Genomic DNA, 24,207 nt, shown 5'->3' on the forward strand with positions numbered 1-24,207 from the left:
TGCGCGATCGCACGCCCTTGCCGGGCGGCCTGTGGTGAGTCTGACAGCTCTGCGTCAATTCGGGATCAAGGATTCACGGCGGCCCCCCTGCCTCACCCACGCCTGGGTGGCGCCGTTGAACCCCGCAGCATCAGGCTGAAATCCAGCGTCTGCTGCAGCGGCACATCCATGTGCTCGATGATGGCAAGCAGCAGGTTGACCGCGCGCTCACCGATCTCCCGCATCGGTTGCCGGATGGTGGTCAACGGCGGCGTGAGGTAGCGGGAAGATGCCAGATCATCGAAGCCGACGATGGACAGGTCCTCCGGCACGCGGATGCCCAGATCGCGGCAGGCCGCCAGGGTGCCCAGCGCCATCTGATCGCTGAAACAGAAGATCGCCGTTGGCGCAGACATGCCGTCCAGCAGCGCCATGGCAGCCGCATGGCCGGATTCCACCGAAAAGTCACCCGGCACGATGTTCAGCTGGCGCAGGCGTCCACGCGCCTTGCCAGCCGCCCGCACCCCTTCCAGCCGTTGCTGGTGCAGCGGATTGTCTGGCGGTCCGCCGACCACGGCGATCCGCTCGTGTCCCAGCCCATACAGATGTTCCATCACCACGCGCGCGGCCGCGGCGTTGTCGATATGGACGCTGGGAATGCCCAGTGCGGGGTCGAACTCGCAGCCGTTGATCACCGGCGCGGCGGCACCGCGCTGCTGGACGATCTCGCGCGCCGTGGGCGGCAGGCGGTGCCCCAGCACGATCATGCCGTCGGCCTCGTTGCGCCGGAGCATCTGCGCATAGCGCTCCTCGCGGTCGGGTTGATGCTGGGTATCGCCGAGCAGAACCGCATAGCCGACCGCCTGTGCGGCGTCCTCCGCCCCCTGCAGGATCTGCGCGAAGAATGGATTGGCGATGTCCGGGACGGTAACCAGGATCTTGCCGCTGCGCTGGGTCTTGAGCGTGCGGGCCACCGTGTTGGGCACATAGCCCAGTGCGGCGGCGGCCTGCTCGATGCGCGCGCGCGTGGCCGGCAGCACTTTGTCCGGCCGGGAAAGCGCCCGCGACACCGTGCCTGCCGAGACGCCGACGTGCTTCGCGATGTCGTAGATGGTGGCCATGGCGTTAGTTCTCCTGTCTGCTGTGCAGTGCACAACAGGTCCTGCGTGAGCCCCTGCTAGGATAATGCAATCGATTGCATCGAGGGCGAATCACGTTGAAGACGCTCAAGGGTCCAGCGCTGTTCCTGGCGCAGTTCATCGGCGACACAGCTCCTTTTGATCGGCTGGACACGCTGGCCGGATGGGCCGCGGGTCTGGGCTATTCTGGCGTACAAGTCCCCACCAGCGCGCCCCACCTGTTCGATCTGGCCGAGGCCGCGCGCAGCCAGGCGTACTGCGACGACATCGCCGGCATGCTGGCCGGTCATGGCGTGCAGATCACCGAGCTGTCCACCCATCTGCAGGGGCAGCTGGTCGCGGTGCATCCGGCCTACGACAGCCTGTTCGACGGTTTCGCGCCGGCAGACAAGCGCGGCGATCCGGCTACCCGCCAGGCCTGGGCAGTCGAGCAGCTTCTGCTGGCCGCCAAAGCCAGCCAGCGCCTGGGGCTGACCGCGCATGCCACGTTCTCCGGCGCATTGGCCTGGCCCTATTTCTATCCGTGGCCGCAGCGTCCACCGGGACTGGTGGAAGAAGCCTTCGCCGAACTCGGCCGCCGCTGGCGCCCGATCCTGGATGCGTTCGACGCCTGCGGCGTGGACCTGTGCTTCGAGATCCACCCCGGCGAGGACCTGCACGACGGCGCGACCTTCGAGCGCTTCCTCGACGTGGTGGACCATCACCCCCGCGCCAAGATCCTGTACGACCCCAGCCACCTGCTGCTGCAGCAGATGGACTACCTGGGCTTCATCGACCGCTACCACGCGCGCATCGGCATCTTCCACGTCAAGGACGCGGAGTATCGCGCCAGCGCGAGCAGCGGCGTCTATGGCGGCTACCAGGACTGGATCGATCGCCCGGGCCGGTTCCGTTCGCCCGGTGACGGCCAGATCGACTTCAAGGCGATCTTCTCCAAGTTCGCCCAGTACGACTTCCCCGGATGGGCGGTACTGGAATGGGAGTGCTGCCTGAAGCACCCGGAGGACGGCGCACGCGAAGGTGCCGCCTTCATCCGCGACCACATCATCCGGGTGACCGAGCGCGCCTTCGATGACTTTGCCGACAGTGGCACGGACGCCGCATCACTGCACCACATGCTGGGAATCTGAGCCATTACCGCCCCGGGAGGGCAAGCCATGTCGCACGCAATGTCGCGCCTGGGCGCGATGATGTTTCTGCAGTTCTTCATCTGGGGAGCGTGGTTCGTGACCCTCGGGACGTACCTGGTACAGGGCCCGCTGCAGGCCAGCGCCAGCCAGGTCGCCACCGCTTTCCTCAGCCAGTCCATCGGCGCCATCGTCGCGCCGTTCCTGGTCGGCCTGATCGCTGATCGCTACTTCGCCGCGCAGCGCATCCTCGCGGTGCTGCACCTGGCCGGCGCGGTACTGATGTGGCTGGCGTCCACCGCCACCAGCTTCAGTGTGTTCTCGGCCTGCGTGATGGGCTACATGCTGCTGTTCATGCCCACGCTGGCGCTGGCCAACAGCGTGGCGATGCGGCACATGCAGTCGCCCGAGAAACAGTTTCCGTTGGTACGCGTGGCCGGCAGCATCGGCTGGATCGTCGCAGGCGTGCTGATCGGCTGGCTGGGCTGGGAGCAGGCCCATCGGCTTGAACTGACCTTCCGGATGGCAGCGTTGGCATCGCTGGTGCTGGGCCTGTACGCGTTCACCCTGCCGCACACGCCGCCGCTGGCACAGCAGCGCGACGCTGGGCTGGGACAGATCCTGGGGCTGGACTCGCTGCGGCTGCTGAAGTCGCGCGCCTACCTGGTGTTCTTCCTGGCCTCCATCGCCATCTGCATCCCGCTGTCGTTCTACTACAACTTCACCAATCCGTATCTCAACGACCTGGGCGTGCGCGGCGCCGCAGGCCTGCAGTCACTGGGCCAGGTTTCCGAGGTGCTGCTAATGCTGGCCATGCCGTTCCTGTTCGTGCGGCTGGGGGTGAAGACCATGCTTGCGGTCGGCATGGCGGCGTGGGTGGTGCGCTACGTCCTGTTCGCCTTCGGCGATGCGGGCAGCGGCTTCTCGCTGCTGGTGATCGGCATCGTGCTGCACGGCATCTGCTATGACTTCTTCTTCGTCACCGGCCAGATCTACACCGATGCGCATGCCGGCCCCGCCGTGCGCAGCAGCGCGCAGGGCTTCATCACCCTGGCCACCTACGGCGTGGGCATGCTGATCGGCACCTTCCTGTCCGGCGCGGTGGTGGAGCACTTCACTACCGAGGCCGGCCCTGACTGGCAGCAGATCTGGCTGTTCCCGGCCGGCGTCGCGCTGGTGGTGCTGATCGCCTTCCTGCTGCTGTTCCGCGACCGGCCCGCCGTGGCCGCCGCATCTTCCACACCCTGAGGATTCGAGCCGATGCCAACGCTTGGAATCGCCATCATCGGCGCCGGCATGATCGGCGCCGTGCACCGCCGTGCGGCCTTGCTCGCCGGTGCCGAGGTACGCGGTGTCGCCGCTTCGTCAGCGCAGCGCGCGCGTGAGATGGCGCAGCTGTGGAATGTTCCGCGCGCCTATCGGGATATCGAAGAGGTGATCGCTGATCCGCAGGTGCAGGTCGTGCACGTCTGCACGCCCAACCATCTGCACCGCGCGATGGCGCAGGCCGCGCTGGAAGCCGGCAAGCACGTGATCTGCGAGAAACCGCTGGCAACAACGCTGGACGATGCTCAGGCGCTGGCGACGCTGGCCGCAACGACCGGATTGGTTGCCACGGTGCCCTTCGTCTACCGCTACCACCCGGTGGTGCGAGAGGCACGCGCACGCATCGCCGAAGGCGATCTGGGGCCGCTGCACCTGATCCACGGCAGCTACCTGCAGGACTGGCTGCTGGATCCGGCCAGCAACAACTGGCGCGTGGACCCGGCATTGGGCGGCGCATCGCGCGTGTTCGCCGACATCGGTTCGCACTGGTGCGACCTGGTGGAATGGGTCAGCGGCGAGCGCTTCACCGAAGTCAGCGCGGCGTTCTCCACGGTCATCGCCGAGCGCGGCGCCGTCAGCGGGCAGAGCTTCAGTACGCCAACCGCAGCCAGCGCAATGCAGGCGGTAACGAGCGAGGACGTAGCGGCGGCGATGTTCAGGACCGGCGCCGGTACGCTGGCATCTCTGACGGTCAGCCAGGTCTCGGCCGGACGCCACAACCGCCTCTGGTTCGAGATCGACGGTGCCAAGGCCAGTGTGGCCTTCAACCAGGAGGACGCCGAGCACCTGTGGGTCGGCCTGCCCGACCAGCGCGAGGAGATCTTCGTGCGCGGACCGGGCGCCGGCGGTGCCGAACAGCGCCGGCTGTCGGTGTTGCCGGCCGGCCACGCGCAGGGCTACGCCCAGTGCTTCGAAGCGTTTGTCGCCGACACCTATCGCGCCATCGAGGGCGAGCGGCCGCAGGGCCTGCCCACCTTCGAGGACGGGCTGCGCTCGGCGCAGATCGTCGATCGTGTCATTGCATCGGCCAGGTCGCGTGCCTGGACTGTCATCGGTTGAAACCCGGGAGGATCTGTTGATGAAAGCCCTTGTCCATGGAACTGCAAGCCTCATTCTGCTGCTCGCTGCCCTGCCCGCTTTCGCAGTCGAAGCCGTCAGCACGCAGAAGCCGATCGCGGTACAGATGTACACCCTGCGCGATGCCGGGTCGCTCGAGCAGCAGCTGAAGATTGTCCACGACGCAGGCGTGCACGCAGTGGAGACGGTCGGTACGCAGAACACCAGCGCCGCCGAGCTCAAGCAGCTGCTGGACCGGTATTCGATCAAGGCGGTTTCGTCGCACGTGCCACTGGCCGAGCTGCGCAATGATCTGGACGGCGTAGTGGCGTTCAACCGGTCGATAGGCAACACGACGCTGGTGGTGCCGTACCTGGACAAGAAGGATCGTCCGAGCGATGCCGCCGGCTGGACCGCCCTGGGCCAGGAACTGGGCCGCATCGCAAAGCAGGTGCGCGGCAAGGGCATGCGCCTGGCCTACCACAACCACGATTTCGAGCTGGTCGACTTCGACGGCAGGACCGGACTGGAGCTGCTGTTCGCCGCCGCCGGTCCAGACCTGCAGACCGAGCTGGACCTGGCCTGGGTCGCGCGTGCAGGCCTGGACCCGGCAGTGATGCTGGCAAAGTTCCGCGGCCACGTATTCGCGGTGCACGCCAAGGACAATGCACCGAAGGGCCAGGCCCAGGACGAAGGCGGATTCGCCGCTGTGGGCCAGGGCGTGCTGGACTGGAACGCGATCCTGCCTGCTGCGGCAGCCGCCGGCGTGCATTGGTACATCATCGAGCACGACCAGCCACGCGATCCGGCCAGGATCATCCAGGCCGGTGCGGACTATCTGCGTGAACACCTGACCACCAACGTGCCCGCCCGTGCGCGGCGCTGACGCATCAAGGAGCCCCACATGAAAATGATCCTGGCAATGACGGTGGCCCTGGGCGGCATGAGCGCTGCGACAGCCGCCTGGTGCAAGGACGATCCGGCCGCCGGTGCAAAGCTCTACACCGCGAACTGCGTGGCCTGCCACGGCGCCGATCGTGCGGGCATGCCGGGCGCGTTCCCGGCGCTCACCGACATCGGCAAGCGCATGGCACCCGCACAGATCAAGGAAAAGATCAGCAAGGGCGGTGGGCTGATGCCGCCCTTCTCCCAGCTGTCGCAGCAGGAAATCGATGACATCGCCAGCTACCTGGCGAAGTGAGCGGCCGGCGACCACGCCGGCCGCGTGCCACTATAGCTCGCGCACCCAGATATTGCGGTAGCTGACCCTGGAGTCGTGTTCCTGCAGATAGAGCGGCGCACACGCATGCGGCGAGTACGAAGGCGCGCCGATGTACTCGGTCTTGCCCGCCAGCACGGTATCGTCCTGCACCAGCACGCCGTTGTGCAGCACGGTGATGCGCGCGGGCGACGTCAGACCGCCGCCCGCCGAAAAGCGCGGTGCCTTCCAGATGATGTCGTAGGCCTGCCACTGGCCCGGTGCGCGCGAGGCATTCACCCGCGGCATGGCCTGCTTGTAGATGGAGCCCGCCTGGCCGTTGGCATAGGTCGGGTTGTTGTAGCTGTCCAGCACCTGCAGCTCGTACAGCTCCTGCAGGAAAATGCCGCTGTTGCCGCGGTTCTGTCCGTCGAAGCCCTGCGTGTCGGTAGGCGTGCGCCACTCGACATGCAGCTGGACGTCGCAGAAACGTTGCCTGGTGCGAATGCCCTTGCTGCCGGGCACGACGGTCATGGCGCCATCGGCAACCTTCCAGGGCACGCGTCCGCCCTGCTCCGACTCCCACGCGGAGACATCCTTGCCATCGAACAGCACGATTGCGTCGGACGGGGCCTTGCCTGGCGGCGTAGCCACGGTCGCAGGTACCGGCGTCCACGCCTCGGTCTTCTTCGGATCGCGCGCGGCGTCGGCACCGTTCTGCGCGAACACAGGTGTGGCGGCCAGCACGGTGACCGCGATCAGCAGCGGCTTGATCATCCTGTTGCGCTCCATCAGCTGGTCCCCCAGGCGGGCGTGCCGGGAACATAGGCAAGATCACCGTCGTAGCGCCCCGGCACGGCGACGTACTGCAGCACCCCGGTGGCGCCGACCTTGGAGGTGAAGAAGCCGAAGATGGCCAGCTGCTTGAGCATCGTGAAGTAGTGCGGCATCGCCTCGCCCTCTTCAGGCGTGCCGGTTTCGGTCACATCGGCAGGGCGTGCCTTGGCTTCTGCATCGAGCGTGCGCAGCAATTCGGTTCGGGCTTCCGGCGTAAGCGATACGAAACGGCCACCCGCCCGTTTGTCGATATCGGTCAGCCCTGCGCGGAAGGCCGCCTGCTGCCGGGCGGTGTAGCAGTCACTGACGAACGTCGCCATGAACAGGCCGGCGCCGGCATCCTTCGCCCCTGGCGTCCGGGTCCGCGGCAGGATGGTCTCGGCAATCTCGTCCAGCGTGGCGACGTCGGCATCGGAGAAATGAATCTTGGTGGCGCCCGCCGGTGCCTGACCCTGCACAAGGGCAGGCAACCCGACCATGGCCGCACCGGTGGCGGCGACGATCATCTTCAGCAGTTCGCGGCGATCCATCAGAGGTTCCCCGCTTTCAGTTCGCGTACCGCGTGGTCGGCCGCGCGCGCGGTCAGCGCCATGTAGGTCAACGAAGGATTCACGCAGGCGCTGGAGGTCATGCAGGCCCCGTCGGTCACATAGACGTTGGGTGCATCCCATACCTGGTTGTGCTGGTTCAGCACCGAGCTCTTCCGATCACGCCCCATGCGCGCGGTCCCCATTTCGTGGATGCCCTTGCCCGGGGCGTAATCGTTGTCGTGCATCTTCACGTCCTTGACGCCGGCCGCCTCCAGCATCTCGGCGGCATCGGCGGCCATGTCCTTGCGCATCGCCAGTTCGTTGGCGCGCATGGCAACGTCCATCGCCAGCACCGGCAGACCCCACTTGTCCTTGCGGTCGCGGTCCAAGCGGATCGTGTTGTCGTGGTGCGGCAGCATTTCACCGAAGCCGGTCATGCCGATACGCCAGTCACCGGGCACGGTCAGCGCCTCCTTCAGGTCGGCACCGATGTTCAGCTCGGCGATCTCGCGCGACCAGCCGGTGCGGCTGGCGCCGCCCTGGTAGCCGAACCCGCGCAGGTAGCCGCGCTTGTCGGCCGCGACGTTGCGGAAACGCGGAATGTAGAAGCCGCAGGGACGGCGGCCGAAGTAATACTTGTCTTCGTAACCCTCGACCCGGCCCGAGGCGCCCGCTCCGAAATGATGGTCCATCACGTTGTGCCCGAGCTCGCCCGACGATGAGCCCAACCCGCCCTCCCACACATCGGTGGCCGAGTTCATCAGCAACCAGGTCGAGTTGAAGGACGACGCGTTGAGGAAGATGACCTTGGCCGTGTACTGGTAGGTCTGTCCGGTCTCCGCGTCGATGACCTCCACGCCGCGCGCGCGCTTGCGGTCCTTGTCGTAGAGCACTTCCTTGACGATCGAGAACGGCCGCAGGGTCAGGTTGCCGGTTTTCATCGCCGCTGGCAGCGTCGCCGCCTGGGTCGAGAAGTAGGCGCCGAAGGGACAGCCCAGGATGCATTTGTTGCGGTACTGGCAGTTGACGCGGCCCTGCTCGGGCATCGGCTTGGTGATGTTGGCAGTGCGCGAGTGGATCATGTGCCGGGTGCCGCCGAAGGCCTTCTTGATTCGCGCGGCCACATCCTTCTCGACGATGTTCAACGGGATCGGCGGCAGGAACTCGCCGTCCGGCAACACGTCCAGTCCTTCGCGCGTGCCGGCGATGCCGGCGAATCGTTCCACATGGTCATACCAGGGCGCGATGTCCGCGTAGCGGATCGGCCAGTCAGCGGCGATACCATCCTTGAGGTTCGCCTCGAAATCCAGGTCGGAGAAGCGATAGCTCTGCCGCCCCCACAGCAGCGAGCGGCCGCCGACGTGGTAGCCACGGAACCAGTCGAAGCGTTTGGTCTCGATGTAGGGTGAGTCCTGTTCGTTGGCCCACATTCCTTCCAGATTCTCCGCCAGCCCGTAGTCGCGCATCAGCACCGGGAAGTCGGACTTCATCGCCTGCGTTGGCCGGTTGCGGTGCGGGAAGTCCCACGCTTCCTTCATCGCATTGACGTAGTCCTTGACGTGTTCGATGTTGCGTCCGCGTTCCAGCATCAGGACCTTCAAGCCCTTTTCGGTCAGCTCCTTCGCCGCCCAACCGCCACTGATTCCCGAGCCAACAACAATGGCGTCGTAGTGATTATCTGCCATGGGTTTCTCACCTGGGTGGATATCGTTTCAGACGTCGCAGAGGCGGATCGCCTCGCGCAATGAGGCAACGGGATCAGGCGCTACAGGCGTGAACTCCTGCGCCAGGTATCCCTTGAAACCGGTGTCGCGGATCGCGCGACAGATGGCCGGATAGTGGAGCTCCTGCTGGTCTCCGATCTCGTTCCGGCCGGGCACGCCTGCGGTGTGGTAATGCTTGAAGCAGGCGTGATGCTTGCCGATGGTGGCGATGATGTCGCCCTCCATGATCTGCATGTGGTAGATGTCGTAGAGCAGGCCGAAGTTGTCCGAGCCGAGCCGCTGGCACAGCTCCACACCCCATGCGGAGTGGTCGCACAGATAGTCACGATGATCGACCTTGGAATTCAGCAGTTCCATCACCAGCACCACACCGCGCCTCTCGGCGTGCCCAAGGATGCGCTTGAGGCCGGCCTCGGCATTGGCCAGACCTTCCTTCGGGTCCATGCCGTTGCGATTGCCGGAGAAGCAGATCAGGTTGCGATAGCCGGCATCGGCCACCAGGTCGATGTGCCGCGTGTAGCGCTCCACCAGCTGGTCGTGGAATTCGCGGCCGGCAAAGCCCTTGGTCAGGCCCAGCTCTGCGCCGTTGCACATCGAGCTGTACACGCCATGGGCCTTCAGCGTCGGCCAGTCCTCCGGACCGACCAGATCGATGGCGGCAAAGCCGATGTCCTTCACCGTCGCGCAGAGCGCGGCGACCGACAGCTGCGGGAAGGTCCAGCGGGCCACGGAGTGCTTCAGGTTGCCCTTGAGCGCTGCGGTGGCGGCGAATGCAGGCAACGCTCCCGCAGTACCCAGAGCTACGCCTCCAGCAACCGCCATGCGCAACGCATCGCGCCGCGTGAGGCCCGCCGCCGGGGCCGGTCTGATCGAATGGATGGACATCCACCTGCCGGCCTCCCAACCGGTATCAAAAGCAACGATTCACAGCAATGCAATCGATTGCACCATAGGGGAGGAAATTGTCTGTTTGCAAGTCGCGGTGCACGAAAACCGATGCTGCGGGGCACAACTCCGAAGGGATTCCAGATAAAGAAAAGCCCCGCATGAGCGGGGCTTTCTTTTCTGCTGCGAACGAGCGTTCGATCAGAACGGAATATCGTCGTCAGCGAAGTCATCCATCGGCGGCGCCTGCTGCGGCTGCGGACGCTGGTTGCCACCCTGGTTGCCGTAACCGCCGCCCTGATTGCCGCCCTGGTTGCCATAGCCACCGCCCTGGCCACCACGCTGACCGCCGCCACCGCCGCCGCCGTACTCCTGGCGCGGAGCCTGCTGGCGCTGCGGACGGTCGCCGCCGTAGCTGCCACCGCCGCCGCCACCGCCGCCTTCACCACGGCCGCCCAGCATCTGCATTTCATCGGCAACGATGTCGGTGGAGTACTTCTCCACGCCGTCCTGGCCGGTGTACTTGTCGTAGCGCAGGCTGCCTTCGACGTAGACCGAGCTGCCCTTGCGCAGGTACTCGCCGGCGATCTCGCCGAGCTTGCCGAAGAACACCACGCGGTGCCATTCGGTACGTTCCTGCTGGTTGCCATCCTTGTCCTTGCGGACGCTGGTGGTGGCCAGGCTGATGCGGGTGATCGCCATGCCGCTCTGGGTGTACTTCACGTCCGGGTCGTTGCCGAGGTTGCCGACCAGGATGACTTTGTTGATGCCGCGCGCCATAGGTAAGTGATTCCATTGTCCGGGGGCTGGTGCCTGTCATAGCACACAGCCGGAGTTGCCGATACCCGGCCGCCCATGGGTGGGCACTGCCAGAAACCCGGCATTCTATCATCGAGCCCCGGCCCACCGGGCTTGCCTCTACTCCCCCGACCGCCAGCGTGGCGACCGGGGCGGACGTTCACCTCTCCCGGATCAGGCCGCCTGCGACGGCACGCCGCCCAGGGTCACCTTGTCACGCCGGCCGGTGGCCGGATCGGTCCGGTGCATGGACAAGCTGCGCCCCGCAAACGGCCCGGTCAGCAGATCGCCCAGCATGGCCTCGGCCAGGCCGTTGCCGGGCTGGGCGAAGGGGGTGATGAACTCGATCAGCCACAGGCGATCGCCGCTGTTCCAGTCGTCCAGTTCCAGCCGCTCGCCGGCTTCCAGCTTGCGCTCGGCCTCCTCTGACAAATTGGCCCAGATTGCAACTCCAAGCGGCAACTGTTCCAGCGCCTGCTGGGTCACCCCGGCGAAGGCCGCACCGGCCTCCTGCATGCCCGGCAACGGCGGCAGGGTGCCGAAACGGAACACCCGGAACTGCTCCTTCAGCAGCGGCGGCATGAATGACCATTCGAGGTCCTTCAACTGCATCTCACGGTGCAGCGGCGACTGTGAAAGCAGCCAGACGATCTGGCCGAGGGCCTCGGCAACGGTACGCGGCGCCCCGTCGGTGGTGGTGGTGGCGGTGGCGGTCGTGGACGTGATCATGAACGGGAAATCCTGTAGTCGGGAATGGCGGTCAACAGTTCCATGGTGGCCGGATCGCGCGCCGCTGTGCTGATGCCCTGGGCATAGGGCTGGGCGTCGAACGTGGACATCGCTTCGATCATCTGGAACCGCTTCTTCTGTGCCAGCGCCAGATTGTCATGCAAGGCTGAGCGCTGTGATGCCGGGCCGGAGGGAATGCTTTCGTCGATGGGAGCACGATGTTCCGAACGAGCCGATTGCTGCATCCGCTCGGCGGCTGTGGGCTCAACGCCACCGAAACGATCCCCCGGTTCCGTCACTGCTTGCGCCACCGGGGCCTGCGGCAGGTCAGCTGCAGGCGCGAAGCGTGGATCGCCGCCTCGACGGTTGACCCGGCCGGAGGCGGCATCACCGCTGCCCAGGTCGCGTCCGCCCTTGCCGGCGCCAGCATTCAGGTTCAGGCCGTCACCGTTGCCCTCCTCATCGCGCTCGCCGAAAGCAAAGAACATGTCCGACAGGGCCGCCTGTGTGCCATCGGTACGGGTGTACTGACCGTTGGCATAGGTGGCGTTGTCCACCGATGTACCCGGCATCTGCCCGGTACGGCGCGCATCGAGGTTGATCGACGCCACGCCGGCCTGCTGCAACGTCAACAGCTCACCCGCCTGGCTGATGCCATCGCGGTTGGCGTCACGCCAGACCTGGAACTCTCCGAAGCGGACGTCATTGGCATCCAGACGCCGATCACCATTGCTGTCATAGGCAGCCAGACCTTCGAGGTCGGAATGCGCCCCCTCCAGATCCATCGTGAACGAGATTTCGGCGCCGGAATCGATCGTGCCGTTGCGGTTGCGGTCGAGCACCAGTAGACCGTCGTGCGGCCCGACCCAACCGGTCAGATCACGCACGCCATCACCGTCCATGTCAAAGCGCGTGGCGCTCTGCGCCCAGCCCACGGTCTCCACGCCGTCGCCATCCAGGTCAAGTACGACCGGACCGAGGCGTGCGCCCCACTCGTTGACGACGAATTTCAGCGGATCACTCCACAGGCCAGTGCTATCCACCGACTGGACGACGATCTCATACCAGGTGTCGTAGTAGGTCTCCTGGAAGTATCCCGCCCCACTTCCACGTGGATCGCCCCAGTCACCGGAAGTTTCCGTTCTGCGCCCACCACGCGCAACAATGCGCGAGTCGAAGATGTTGCCCCCGTACTGAGTCAGGAACCCGCTCCCCGATATACCGCGCGTCGTGGTTCCGTTGTCATAGGTGTAGGTGTCACCCGAGTAGGTATCCCAGTACTGGCCGGTAACGCTAACAATCTCCACTGCACTGGTGACGTGAATGATGGCGTAGAAGTCCTCTTGGTCACTCGCTGAGAGCACCTGATAGAAATTCCCATCCTGCCACGTCACGAGCGTCGGCCGTTCGTTGACGTTCTGCACGTTGATCGTCACCCAGGTGCTGCTGGACAGGCCGCCACGATCGGTGACCGTCACCTGGATCTGGTGGCTCTGCGCGGTCTCATAATCCAGCTGCCCGTGCAGCGCAATCTGACCCGTGGTGGCATTGATGCCGAACAGGTTGCTGGCACCACCGGTGATGGCAAACCGGTGGTCGCGGTTGTACCACTGGCTGTCCGGGTCGGACCAATTGGTGAACTGGAATACGGTCTGACCCGCACCCGGCGCCGATTCGGCCAGCGTCAGGCTCTGGCCCCAGGTTGTCGGCGCTTCGTTGACGTCTTCGATGCGCACCGTGATTTCGCGATTGCCCGACACCAGCGCTCCATCCGTCGCACGAACGGTGACGTTGTAGTACGCCTCCAGCTGGCCATCTCCATCGCCGTCGATCAACTGCAGGTACGGTGCAACCGCTTCGAAATCGAAGCTGCTGACGTTGTACTTGAGCTGGTTGCCGGAAATGACGAACCAGGCAAACGGATCGTTGATGATCTGGTACGAGGGCGCGGTGCCGTCCGGATCGGACGAAGACAAGGTCGCCACCACCTGCCCCGACACGCCGGTGTTCTCGGCGGTGAGCGCCACGTGCTGCACGACATCGGGCGTGCGCGGTGCTTCGTTGACGTTGGACACCCCCACCTGGAACACCTGGTCGCGGGTCGCGCCGTGGCTGTCGGTCACCCGCACCGTGATTGCATGCGACGTGGTGGCCTCGTAGTCCAGCAGCCCGCCATTGGCGACGCTCAGCACACCGGCAGCGGTGATGGCAAAGCGGCCCCCGGCATTGTTGACCAGGGTGAAGGTCAGGCCGTCGGTCGCATCCTGGTCCTGGCCACTGAACTTGCCGACCTCGGTACCGTTGCCCGAGTTCTCGGCGATGCTGAGCGTGCGGTCGGCAGTGATGCCATGGGGCGCGTCGTTGACGTCCTCCAGGCGCACGGTGATGGTGCGCGCGCCGGCCGAGGTCAACCCACCTGATACGGCCTTCACCGACACCGAGTACACCACCTCCTGTCGGCCATCGCTGTCGGCATCGCTCAGGGTCATGCCGGCGGCCTTCAGCGCCTCGAAGTCCAGCACCAGGCCATCGCGGAATTTCAGCTGGTTGCCGACCAGGATGAACCAGCCGCGCGAGTCTCCCTCCAGCACATAGCTGTAGCTGCCATTGCCGCCGCTGGAGGACAGGTTGGCAATCACCACGCCGCCCAACGCGGCATTCTCGGCAGCGATGGCCACCGGCTGGCTGGACACGGTCGGTATCGCCGGAGCTTCATCGACGTTGGTCACCGCCACGGTGAAGGTCTTGTCGCGGGTGAGTCCACCGGCGTCGGTCACGCGTACCACGATCTGATGCGACGTGTTGGTCTCGTAGTCGAGCAGGCTGGCATTGGCCACCGTCAGCACGCCCGCCGCGGAAATCGCAAAGCGACCACCGGCATTGTCGGTCAGGCTGAAGGTGAAGCCATCGTTGTCCGCGTCGACGCGGGCGAAGTTGCCCAGCACCGTGCCATTGGCCAGCGGCGCATCCGCCGTGGATTCGACCGTGCTCAACGCGCGGTCGACCGTGATGTCGGTCGGACGCGCGTTGATGGTGACCGACAGGGTCTGCGTCTTGCTGCTGGTCAGGCCGGTGGCGGTCTCCTTGGCGATGGCGGTCACGGTCAGCGCCGCAGTGCCGGTCAGGTCGGCCGACCACGTGGCCGGGCCGACCAGCGCCAGGCCGGCCAGCTGCGCCGGCGTCAGCGACCACACGCCGTTGCCCAGGTTCGTTCCCTTGTTCAGGGTCAGCCCGGTCGGAAGGTTGGAGATGCGGATCTCCAGGGTCTCCGAACCATCGGTATCGGACAACGCAGCCTGCACATCCAGGGCCAGCGTGCCACCATCGAGGGTCGTACCGACCTGCACCGCGCGGCTGATCACCGGCGCATCGACCACCGGTTTCACGTCGAGGAAGAACACCCGCTCGGTCACCAGGCCACCCGCATCGGTGGCGACCAGCTTGATCGCCACCCGTCCGCTGGCATTGCCCTTCGGCACCAGGGTCACCGTCCGCTCGCCGTTGGCACCGGCGGTGATGGTCGGCGCGTTCATCCAGGCCACAGTGGAACTGAGGTCGGTAGCGTCCAGTACGAACGCCTGTACGGTCACACCGGATGCGGGGGTCAGGTCATCGCCCACGGTGAACTGCACGGCAACCTGTCCCTCTTCGTTGATCGACTGGTCCGCCACGACGCTGACCGAGGGCAGACCGTTGCCATCCCAGTGGTGCCGCCATTGGTTCTCGAAGGACGCGTCAGCATGCAGGGCCTGGTAAGCGGCTACGGTGGCGGGCTTGGTCCGGCCGGCCATCAGCGTGACCAGCGCCTCGGCATTGATGGTACTGCTGGCATGCTCGCCGGCCAGGATGAAATCGATCTTGTAGTTGGCGCGATCATTGGCGCTGGTCGTGGTGTACCAGCCCTTGATCGTGGTCACCACGCTGGTACCGATCACCGAGATCACCAGATCATCGCCGGTGCGGCTGAACCACAGATCATTCCGACTGATGTCGCGGTAGCCGATGACGTCGATGTCGTCGCCACTGGAATCGTAATTGCGGATCTCATCCGCACCCGAATCGCGATCGATCAGATAGACGTCACTGTCATCACCACCGATCAGGATGTCGCTGCCGGCGCCACCATACAGCGTATCGTTGCCGGCCTGCGCATCCAGCAGATCATCACCGTCACCACCATAGAGCGTGTCATTGCCGGCCCCACCGTAGAGCGTGTCATTGCCGGCACCGCCCTCGATGTAGTCATCACCCGCGCTACCGGTGATGGTGTCGTTGAATGCACTGCCGATGATCCGCTCGAACGCATCCTCAAGCACGTCACCGGCTGCTGCACCGCCATGGGTTCCCGTCGCCAGGTTCAGCACCACGCCGGCGGTTACCGATGCGTAGGTCAGTGTATCGACACCGCCACCACCGGACAGTGTGTCGGCACCGGCGCCACCATCAAGTACGTCATCGCCATCACCACCGCGCAGGATGTCGTTGCCGAGGCCGCCCTTCAGCGTGTCATTGCCGATGCCACCTTCCAGCAGATCGTTGCCGGCACCGCCATCGAGAATGTCGTTGCCGGCATCGCCATACAGACGGTCATCGCCGTCTTCGCCGAACAGGGTGTCATCGCCGTCACCGCCACGCAGTTCGTCGATGCCGGCGCCACCGTACAGGGTATCGCGACCGAGCTCGCCCCACAGTTTGTCGTCGCCGGCGTCACCGCGCAGGGTGTCATCGCCATCGCCACCGTACAGATCGTCATTGCCACCGCCACCGTTGATGGTGTCGTTGCCGCCCAACCCCTGGATCACGTCGCGGTTGGCCTGGCCGACCAGCGTTTCGCCGGCTGCGGTGCCATACAGATAGTCGTCACGGTTGACGACCGTGAACACCAGCTGCTTGCTGACACTCAGTCCAGCGCCGCCACGATCGGTTGCCGTGACGGTCACCGTCACCGTACTTCCCGCTTCATAGTCGACGATCGCGCCCGCCTTCAGGCGCAGCTGGTTGCCGTTGACGATCTCGAAACGGCTGTCCGAAACGCTGTAGGCCATGGTGGCAAAGTCGCTGCCCGCCACGGTGTCCGGATCGGTGGCCGACAGCGTGCCCAGCAGGATCGCGGGCAGCGCTGTGCCAGTGGCCACCCGATCGGTTTCGTTGAAGCTGGTGGTTGTGGCCGCGAATGCCACCGCGGTCGGTGCTTCGTTTTCGTCTTCGATGGCATAGGTGAAGCTGAGGGTCCCGGCCGAGGCCAGCTCGCCGTCGAATGCCCTGACACTGGCGGTCAGCAGCACTTCCTTGATGCCATCGCCATCCAGGTCGACCAGCGTCGCGCCCTGCGCTGTGGCCAACGCCTCGAAGTCGATCACAACGCCCGAACGCACGCGCACCTGGTTGCCCACCACCTCCAACAGGCCGCCCGGGTTGGTCACCAGCTGCAGGGTCGGCGTCGTGGTGTCGGGATCGCCGATCACGAAGGTGCCCACCACCGCGCCGGCCCCGGTCTTCTCGCCGGCCAGAACCGGTGCGGTGTTCGGCGGGCGAGTCGGCGTGAACGGTGCTTCGTTGATGTTGCGCACGTCGATCGTGAAGTCCTTTTCGAACCACGCGCCGGCGCCGTCGGTCACGCGTACGCGGATGGTGTGCGCGCTGCCGGTCTCATAGTCCAGCTTGGTGCCATCGCGGACGCTGAGCGTGCCATCGGCCGCCATCTTGAAACGGCCACCGCCGTCATTGATCAGGGTGAAGGTGGCGGTGTCCTCTGCGCCGTCCCGGTCGACATGGCCGAAACGGCCCAGCGACAGGTTGTTGGCGGCGTTCTCGTCCACCGCCAGCGGACCCGGGGCGAGGATGTCGCTGGGCACGTCATTGACCGAACGCACCACCAGGTCCACCACCTGGTCGGCGGTATTGCCGTCGGCATCGGTGACCCTGACCACGAAGCGGTCGGTGCCGTGGCGATCGGCTGCGGGGGTGTAGACCCAGGCACCGGTGGCCGCGTCGAGTGCAACGCTGCCCATCGTCGGCCCCTGCAGCACGGCGTAGCCGGAGATGTTGTCGTCATGGTCGACGGCATTGACGTTGCCCACCAGTACCACGTCTTCGTCAGTCGACAGCGACTGGTTGGCCAGCTGCGGGCCGGCCTTGCCGGTGGGATGCCAGTAGCGCGTCAGCTGCGCCGCGATGGCGGCCGGCAGGACGGCCGGCACCTCCGTGGAGAGCTGCGCCATGGCCTGGATCAGCGGTTCGGCATGGGCCAGGAACAGCGAGCCCGCCGTTGTTGCGATCTCCCGCAGGCGTCCTGCCCCGGTGTAGTAGCCGGCGATCGTAACGCTCGATCCACCGCCCAGCACGCTCACCACCAGGTCGTCGCCACTGCGCTGCAACCAGACCGATTCCGGACCGGCGTCCTGCAACACCAGCCGGTTGCGACCGAGCGAATCTTCGATCCGATCCGCTCCGTCATGACCGGCGACAACATAGGTGTCGTCGCCCGCACCACCGCGCATCAGGTCGTCACCACCGTCGCCGGACAACGTGTCGTTGCCGTCTCCGCCTTCCAGCAGGTCGTCGCCTGCGCCGCCGGACAGGGCATCATCGCCGGCCTCGCCGTACAACTGATCCGCGCCCTCCTGCCCGCCCAGCGTGTCGTCACCGTCTCCGCCCCAGGCCTTGTCGTCGCCCGCGTCACCGCTGATCTGATCGTTGCCCAGGCCGCCATACAGCTCATCGGCGCCGGTGCCGCCGGCCAGTATGTCCTTGCCGGCACCGCCATCCAGACGATCATCACCGTCATCGCCGGACAGCGCATCGTCGCCGTCGCCTCCCATCAGCGTATCGTTGCCGTCTCCGCCAACGAGCACGTCGTCGCCCGCCCGGCCGTCCAGCCAGTCGTTGCCGCCCAACCCGAGCAGCCGGTTGGCACGCGCGTCGCCACTGATCGTGTCACCAAAGTCAGCGGTTCCCACCACGTTCTCGACCGAGCTGACACCCCCATTCAGCACGATGCTGTCACCGGTGGCGTGCCCGCCGAACAACGAACCGGTGGCAAGATCGGCAACCAGCGCCGCGCTGGATGAGGCGTAGCGGATCGTGTCTCCGTAGGCCTGCCCAGGCTGGATCGCCTGCCCCAGGCTCACGCGGTCACTGCCGCCGTCCAGCACGTCCGCGCCAGCACCGCCCTCCAGCGTGTCATCGCCATCGCCACCGCTCAGCGTGTCGTTGCCGTCGCTTCCGGAAAGGACATCCTCACCCGCCCCTCCGTTGATGACGTCGGCCGCCGTACCGCCCAGGATCAGATCGTCATCGGCCGTGCCCCCCTGCGCGAGCTGGCGGAGATTGCGCAGTTCAACGGTGAGGCCATCGTTGAGCTGCATGCGCTCCACGCTGATCTGCGGGTTGCCGTCACTGCCGATCTTCACCGATCCATTCTGGGCCGCGACCACGTCCAACTGGTTCTCGCCGCCGACAATGCGCAGGCGCAGATTGGACAGGCTGATGCCCTTTCCGAACGACAACAGGTCGTCGCCCGACGCGTCCTGGCGCGGCGCCTCACGCAGCAGCTGCATGCCGTTGGCGGTGTTGCGCCAGGTCGTTCCCTGCAGGCGCCCCACCCCGTAGTTCCAGGCCGAAGCCGGCGGGATCGTGGCCTGCTGCTGCGAGAACAGGAAATCGACCTGATCGAAACTGCGGTAGGCCACCTCTCCGCTGATGCGGTTGGTCAGGGTCAGCCGGTACGCATGCCGCCCCGCGCTCTCGCCCAGGTAATCCCACGATGCCAGGTACGCGCCGGATACCTGGCCGTCCGCGCCGACCACTTCCTCCAGATCGAACGCCGCGTCCATGATCTGGTCGTCACCGTCGCCGACGTTGTACTCATACACGTCGTCGCCCGCTCCACCACGCAGCAGATCGTTGCCGCCGCCACCGCGCAGGATGTTGTCGGAGGCATCACCGCCCAGGCGGTCGGCACCGCTTCCGCCGGCAAGGCCCTCAATGCCCTCATACACGTCGCCCTTGGCATGGCTGGTATTGCCGACGGTGTTGCCAAGATAGGCAACAACCGCGCTGCTGCCGGCATAGGATGCGATGTCGGTGCCCAACCCGCCAAACAGCAGATCGGCGTCGCTGCCCCCTTCCAGCGTGTCGTCGCCGCTCCCGCCGTAGAGGATGTCCGCACCGGCACCGCCCTTGAGCAGGTCCGATCCTTCATTGCCGTTGAGCAGATCATCGCCAGCCCCGCCGTCGATGACATCGTCACCACCGTTGCCGGTCAGCCAGTCCTTGCCGGACGTTCCACTGATGGTGTCGTTGCCATCACTGCCGCCCAGCAGCGTCATCGCGGCAACGCCCAGGCGACCGGTGGCGGCGAACACCATGTTCTCGATGGAGCCGCCCAGCGCGTACCAGTCCTTGATCGTCAGCGTGTCTGTGGACTGCGACAGACGGCCCGCGTCGCCATCACGGCCCACGGTCAGGCGCAGATCGTTGTCGATCTGCTGCAGCAGGATGTCCTGGACGTCGATGCCCGCACCGAACTCCAGTGAATCAACGCCGGCGTTGCGCGCGATCACGCCATCCAGCGCGCCCATGTGGCGGCGCAGTACCTGTGCCTCGTCGTTCCAGTCGTTGTGGCTGATCCAGCTGGCGCCATTGAAGTACACCACGCCGTCCTTGCTGACCGTGCCATCGGCGTTGCGCACGTAGCCGTTGACGTAGCTGCCCTTCTCCCACACCAGATCCCAGTTGTCGACGTAGTCATCAAGAAGAATGTCTTCGCCATCGCCACGCTGATAACGGAACACATCATCGCCTTCGCCGCCCACGACCTCGTCGTTGCCGCGTCCACCGACGACCAGATCCGAGCCGGAACCACCATATACACGGTCGTTGCCACCGTCGCCGAACACGGTGTCGTTGCCGTCGCCACCGAGCACCTGGTCGTTGCCGGAGCCGCCCATCACCCAGTCCTGGTCGCCGTCGCCGGCAACGAAATCGTCGCCGGCCCCGCCAATGCCGAAGTCATTGCCGGCCAGCCCACGGATCTCGTCATTGCCGTCACCGCCATAGATGAAGTCGGCGCCATAGGTACCGAGGATGACGTCCGATCCGGCGCTGCCGATGATGTAGGACGTCATGTCACCAATGCGGACCTCCTCACCATTGGCAAACCGCAGCCACTCCACCCGGTGGGTCGTCTCGAACCAGTCGCTGATCACCAGCTCGTCGCTGGTGGTTTTGGCACGGCCGGCCGAATCGATGAACACCAGCGAGATCACCAGGTTGTTGCCGTCCCTGCGCATGCGCAGGTTCTCGAACGCAACACCGGCGCTGAACACGATCGCATCCTCGCCGCCACGGACCGTACCGTCGGCAAGGTAGTCGCCGCCGCCTGCCCAGCCACGTGCCAGCAGCCCCTGCTCCATCTGGCGGATGCGCCAGGCCAGCGAGTCACCGCCCTTGTTGGCCACCGACGCGCCGTCCGCCTCGTCGAAGATCACATCGCGGCCATCGCCGAATCCGAACAGGTACTGGTCCGAGCCACCGCCGCCGAACAGCGCGGCGCCATTTCCGAAGCGGTCGTCACCGGCACCACCGCTGATGATGTCGGCGCCGTCGCCGCCCAGGATCCGGTCGACGCCGGCACCGCCTTCAAGCCAGTCCGCGCCACGGCCACCATAGAGGCGATCGTTGCCTGCGCCGCCGCGCAGCAGATTGCCGTTGCCGCCGTTGACGGCGATCGCCGCGGCCTCCGCTGCGGCATCGCCGGCCGCAAAGGTGATGTTGGAAACCGCGCCGGCGAACAGGACATCGTCACCGTCCTGCCCGAGCAGCCAGTCATCCAGGCGTCCGCCGACCAGCGTGTCATTGCCGGACCCGCCGAGCAGATCATTGCCAAGATCGCCGCCGCGGACGATATCGTCGCCGTCGCCTGCATCGATGATCGCGGCCACGTCCACCTTGTGGCTGCCATTCATCGCCGCGCCGTTGACCTTGAGCGCTGCCGAAGCGGCCAGCACATTGCCTTCCAGCGAGATCTGGTCCGCCCCGCTGCTGCCGGCGATTTCATCCTTCATCGAGGTTTCGATGCTGTCGCGTATCGTTCCGGCGCGCTCATCACCGGCCATCACCGTGAACGTGCGCTCCTTGCCGTCGAGTGCCATGTAGAGATTGGCTGGCCCGATACCGATGCCGTCCACGGTGCCATCGAGGATCTCATCCATCAGCACCGAGAAACCGCCCGTCCAGTCGCTGGCGGCGCGCCGGTGCAGTCCCAGCTCGCGGGCACGTGCGAAGGTAATGGCCCAGCCTGCGGCGAACCCATCGGCCGATCCGGTCGACAGCAGGGCGTTGACCACGCTGGGATCGGCCATGTAGCGGCCATAGTCCAGGGCCACGGACAGATCGCCCACCAGCTGCGTTGAATCGAAGTCCTGTGGACGGGTGGTCGCCAGGCCGTTGGACAGGGTCCGTTTGATGTAGATGTCACCGCCTGCCATCTGTGGCACCAGCGAACGCAGTGCCGCCAGGGAGCCGTAGCCGATCACCTCGGCGGCATCGCGCGTCTTGAAGACCACCGTCCCGTTGCGCCGATAGACGAAATCCTTGCCGTGGGTTCCGTATCCACCGGCCACCACCGACGCGGGATCGATCAGGCGTGAACCTGCCAGCTCCAGTACGTTGTTCAGCGTTCCGCTGACTGTCTGCGCGAAACTGATGGCCGCCATCGGGGTGGCACCCGAGCGCTGCCAGACGCCGCTGATGGCGAACTTGCCCGAGGCCTGGTCCCAGGTCACCTCGGCGCCGGAACGCGGTTTGCCCCCGAACATCGATCCGATCACGCCGCCGAAAATGTAGCCGACGAACGCACCGATGACCGCGCCGACCGGCCCGGCCATGGACCCGAACCGCATCCCCATCGCCGCACTGGAGCCCGCGCTGGCGGCGCCAATCATGGCACCGATGGACGCCCCCAGCGACGCGCCGATCTGCCCTGCGATGGTATCGAACTCCACCAGCTTGGAGGCCAGCTTGGTGCCCAGCCAGGTGGCCACCACCGTGCTGATGTTGAAGCTGCCCAGGTTGATGTTGCTCAGCGCCGGTACGCCGTTGGAAATGTTCTGGATGATCATCCCCAGCGCCTGCGCCGCCGCAGACTGGCCCAGCTCTCCGACCACCGTACCCTCCAGGCCGAGGGCATGGATGAGCTCACCGGCCAGATAGGACGAAACCACGCCGGTGGCGTTGGCGCCCAGATCCAGTTCGATATCCTGGAACGCGGCATCGAATGCCTGGAACGCCGATTCGGTCACCCTCAGCTGCGCCAGCGCTTCGGCCAGATTCTCGCCCAGTGCGGAAAACACGATTGAACCGATGCTGCTGACCAGGGCGTCGTCGAACAGTACCGAACTGAGCGAGCTGCCGAAGCTTGAACCGATTGAACCGATGTTCACACCCAGATACAGCACATCGTCGGTGGTGGTCACCGTGCCATCCGCAGCGATGACGGTATTGACCTCGATGCGGATGTTGCCGCGGGTGGTGACGTTGTCGATCTGGTCGACTTTTCCATCTCCGTTGCTGTCGATCCTCACCTGCGCGGTCTGGACATAGTCGTCCTCGTCGCTGACATCGCCGCCGGAGATCAGGAAGCGATTGTTGCCGAAGTTGCGACTGCCGCTGGTCTTCTCCTGCAGCACCCGCTCGATGCGGTCGTAATCCCCGTCACCATCAAGATCGGTGCGGACGATCTCGATGACGTCGCCATTGATCGTCTCGCCGACGATCCTCACGCCGTCGCCCTGCGGTTCGGCGATGGTCAGGATGTAGCCGGTGGGCAGATAGCTCTGGCTCTGCCCGATGAAGTCAGCCGATGGCAGGATGAGCTCCTTGTCCGCCTTGGGCAGGAATGCGAGCGTGCCGTCGGTGCGGATGACCGCAATGTAGTCCTGTGCGGTGACCTGATGTTCCTTGTAGGCCTCGATTGACAGGGTATAGGCGGGGCCATTGTGGGCCCCCACGCCTGTCACCATCACATACTTCCCACTCTCGGTCAGCACGTACAGGTCCGGCAGCACCACCACATTGCCCAGCCGTCCACCGGCGGTCCACGCACCACCCGGCACGAAGTCCGATTGGCGCACGTAGTGCGTGTAGTGATCCTGGATGAATGCCTGCGCAGCCGCGGTATTCACTCCCTGGCCGTGCACCATCGCCATGATCATGCCAAGGCTGTCGGATGGATTGCCCACGCCAAAGCCGGCTGAACCTTTGCCAATGCCACTCATCCGGTTGATATCGAAGCCCACCGGCAGGTTGTCGCGGGTCAGGTACAGATCCATCATCTGCGTCTGCGCGAGTGCGGTTCCCAACGAGAAGCCCGGGAAGTACAGATCGCCGAAGTTCAGCCCGATCCCCTTGGCATCGGCCAGCGCCTGTCGACCGAATGTGATGGCGTCCAACTGCTGCTGCGTTGGAATCCGCAGCGTGGCCAGGGCATCGGTAATGATGTCGCGCCAATCCACCGGGTTGGCCTGTGTTGGCCGGTTGGCCACAATGAAGGAGTTGCTCGCGTCGTGATAGAGCGCCATCCCGAAGTAACCGCTCTTCTCTTCGGCGGAGGCTGAGATCACCGACCAGCCGGTGCCATCGAGCGCGACACGGATCGACATCTCGTCAAACTGCATGAGCTCGGCAATGGACGCCATCAGCGCTGCGTTGTCGCCAATCGAGGCGCTCGCGCTGGCGGTCTTCATCCTTCTGACGATCGTGGTGATGGACCGCTTCGGAACCTGGGTGATGGTGCGACCGCTCATGTCAGTTCTCCACTCCATTGGGTTGAACAACAATTTCGGCACGTTGCCGGTTGGCAGAAACGTGGTTGGACTC

13 protein-coding genes are annotated in these 24,207 nt (G+C 65.4%); 5 read left to right on the forward strand and 8 right to left on the reverse strand.

What is annotated here, in order from left to right:
- Positions 1–92: 92 nt before the first annotated feature.
- Entirely contained in the window at positions 93–1,100 is a 1,008-nt protein-coding gene (locus V3B46_RS06010) for a LacI family DNA-binding transcriptional regulator (protein ID WP_049422751.1), read from the reverse strand.
- A 95-nt stretch (positions 1,101–1,195) separates the two neighbouring features.
- Here V3B46_RS06010 and V3B46_RS06015 point away from each other — a divergent pair, with 95 nt between their 5' ends.
- From V3B46_RS06015 to V3B46_RS06035, 5 genes are read left to right on the forward strand one after another with little or no spacing between them, the layout of a single operon-like run.
- Positions 1,196–2,248 carry a sugar phosphate isomerase/epimerase family protein gene (locus V3B46_RS06015; RefSeq protein ID WP_329891386.1) on the forward strand — a complete coding sequence of 351 codons (1,053 nt, stop codon included), beginning with the start codon at positions 1,196–1,198 and terminating at the stop codon, positions 2,246–2,248.
- 27 nt (positions 2,249–2,275) lie between these two features.
- A complete protein-coding gene (locus V3B46_RS06020) occupies positions 2,276–3,493 on the forward strand; it encodes a nucleoside permease (protein WP_329891387.1) in 1,218 nt (405 codons plus the stop codon).
- Between the two features lie 12 nt (positions 3,494–3,505).
- Positions 3,506–4,630 (forward strand): Gfo/Idh/MocA family protein, encoded by a 1,125-nt coding sequence (locus tag V3B46_RS06025; RefSeq protein ID WP_154262704.1) that lies wholly within the window; start codon positions 3,506–3,508, stop codon positions 4,628–4,630.
- Positions 4,631–4,649: 19 nt separating this feature from the next.
- On the forward strand, positions 4,650–5,513 hold the full coding sequence (locus V3B46_RS06030) for a sugar phosphate isomerase/epimerase family protein (protein WP_329891388.1): 864 nt from the start codon (positions 4,650–4,652) through the stop codon (positions 5,511–5,513).
- An 18-nt stretch (positions 5,514–5,531) separates the two neighbouring features.
- The gene (locus tag V3B46_RS06035; protein WP_154262701.1) at positions 5,532–5,828 is read left to right on the forward strand and encodes a c-type cytochrome; all 297 of its coding nucleotides are present in this window, start codon (positions 5,532–5,534) and stop codon (positions 5,826–5,828) included.
- A gap of 30 nt (positions 5,829–5,858) precedes the next feature.
- Here V3B46_RS06035 and V3B46_RS06040 read toward each other — a convergent pair whose 3' ends face one another.
- From V3B46_RS06040 to V3B46_RS06070, 7 genes are all read right to left on the reverse strand, one after another.
- Positions 5,859–6,602, reverse strand: a complete 744-nt coding sequence (locus V3B46_RS06040; RefSeq protein WP_329891389.1) for a 3-keto-disaccharide hydrolase — start codon at positions 6,600–6,602, stop codon at positions 5,859–5,861.
- A gap of 14 nt (positions 6,603–6,616) precedes the next feature.
- Positions 6,617–7,192: a gluconate 2-dehydrogenase subunit 3 family protein gene (locus V3B46_RS06045; RefSeq protein ID WP_329891390.1), complete on the reverse strand. Its 576-nt coding sequence runs from the start codon at positions 7,190–7,192 to the stop codon at positions 6,617–6,619.
- The gene (locus V3B46_RS06050) at positions 7,192–8,877 is read right to left on the reverse strand and encodes a GMC family oxidoreductase (RefSeq protein WP_329891391.1); all 1,686 of its coding nucleotides are present in this window, start codon (positions 8,875–8,877) and stop codon (positions 7,192–7,194) included. The genes V3B46_RS06045 and V3B46_RS06050 overlap by 1 nt, the downstream gene beginning before the upstream one ends.
- 27 nt (positions 8,878–8,904) lie before the next feature.
- Positions 8,905–9,801 (reverse strand): hydroxypyruvate isomerase family protein, encoded by an 897-nt coding sequence (locus tag V3B46_RS06055; protein WP_329891392.1) that lies wholly within the window; start codon positions 9,799–9,801, stop codon positions 8,905–8,907.
- A 201-nt stretch (positions 9,802–10,002) separates the two neighbouring features.
- Positions 10,003–10,581 (reverse strand): single-stranded DNA-binding protein, encoded by a 579-nt coding sequence (locus tag V3B46_RS06060; RefSeq protein ID WP_329891393.1) that lies wholly within the window; start codon positions 10,579–10,581, stop codon positions 10,003–10,005.
- A gap of 192 nt (positions 10,582–10,773) precedes the next feature.
- Positions 10,774–11,328, reverse strand: coding sequence for a toxin-activating lysine-acyltransferase (locus tag V3B46_RS06065; protein ID WP_132809494.1), 555 nt, complete (start codon positions 11,326–11,328; stop codon positions 10,774–10,776).
- Positions 11,325–24,134, reverse strand: a complete 12,810-nt coding sequence (locus V3B46_RS06070; protein WP_329891394.1) for an SPM autocatalytic domain-containing protein — start codon at positions 24,132–24,134, stop codon at positions 11,325–11,327. Before V3B46_RS06070 ends, V3B46_RS06065 begins: the two co-directional genes overlap by 4 nt.
- Positions 24,135–24,207 lie beyond the last annotated feature (73 nt).

It is taken from the genome of Stenotrophomonas sp. SMYL11 (assembly GCF_036320005.1).
GTDB classification, from domain to species: Bacteria; Pseudomonadota; Gammaproteobacteria; order Xanthomonadales; family Xanthomonadaceae; genus Stenotrophomonas; species Stenotrophomonas maltophilia_A.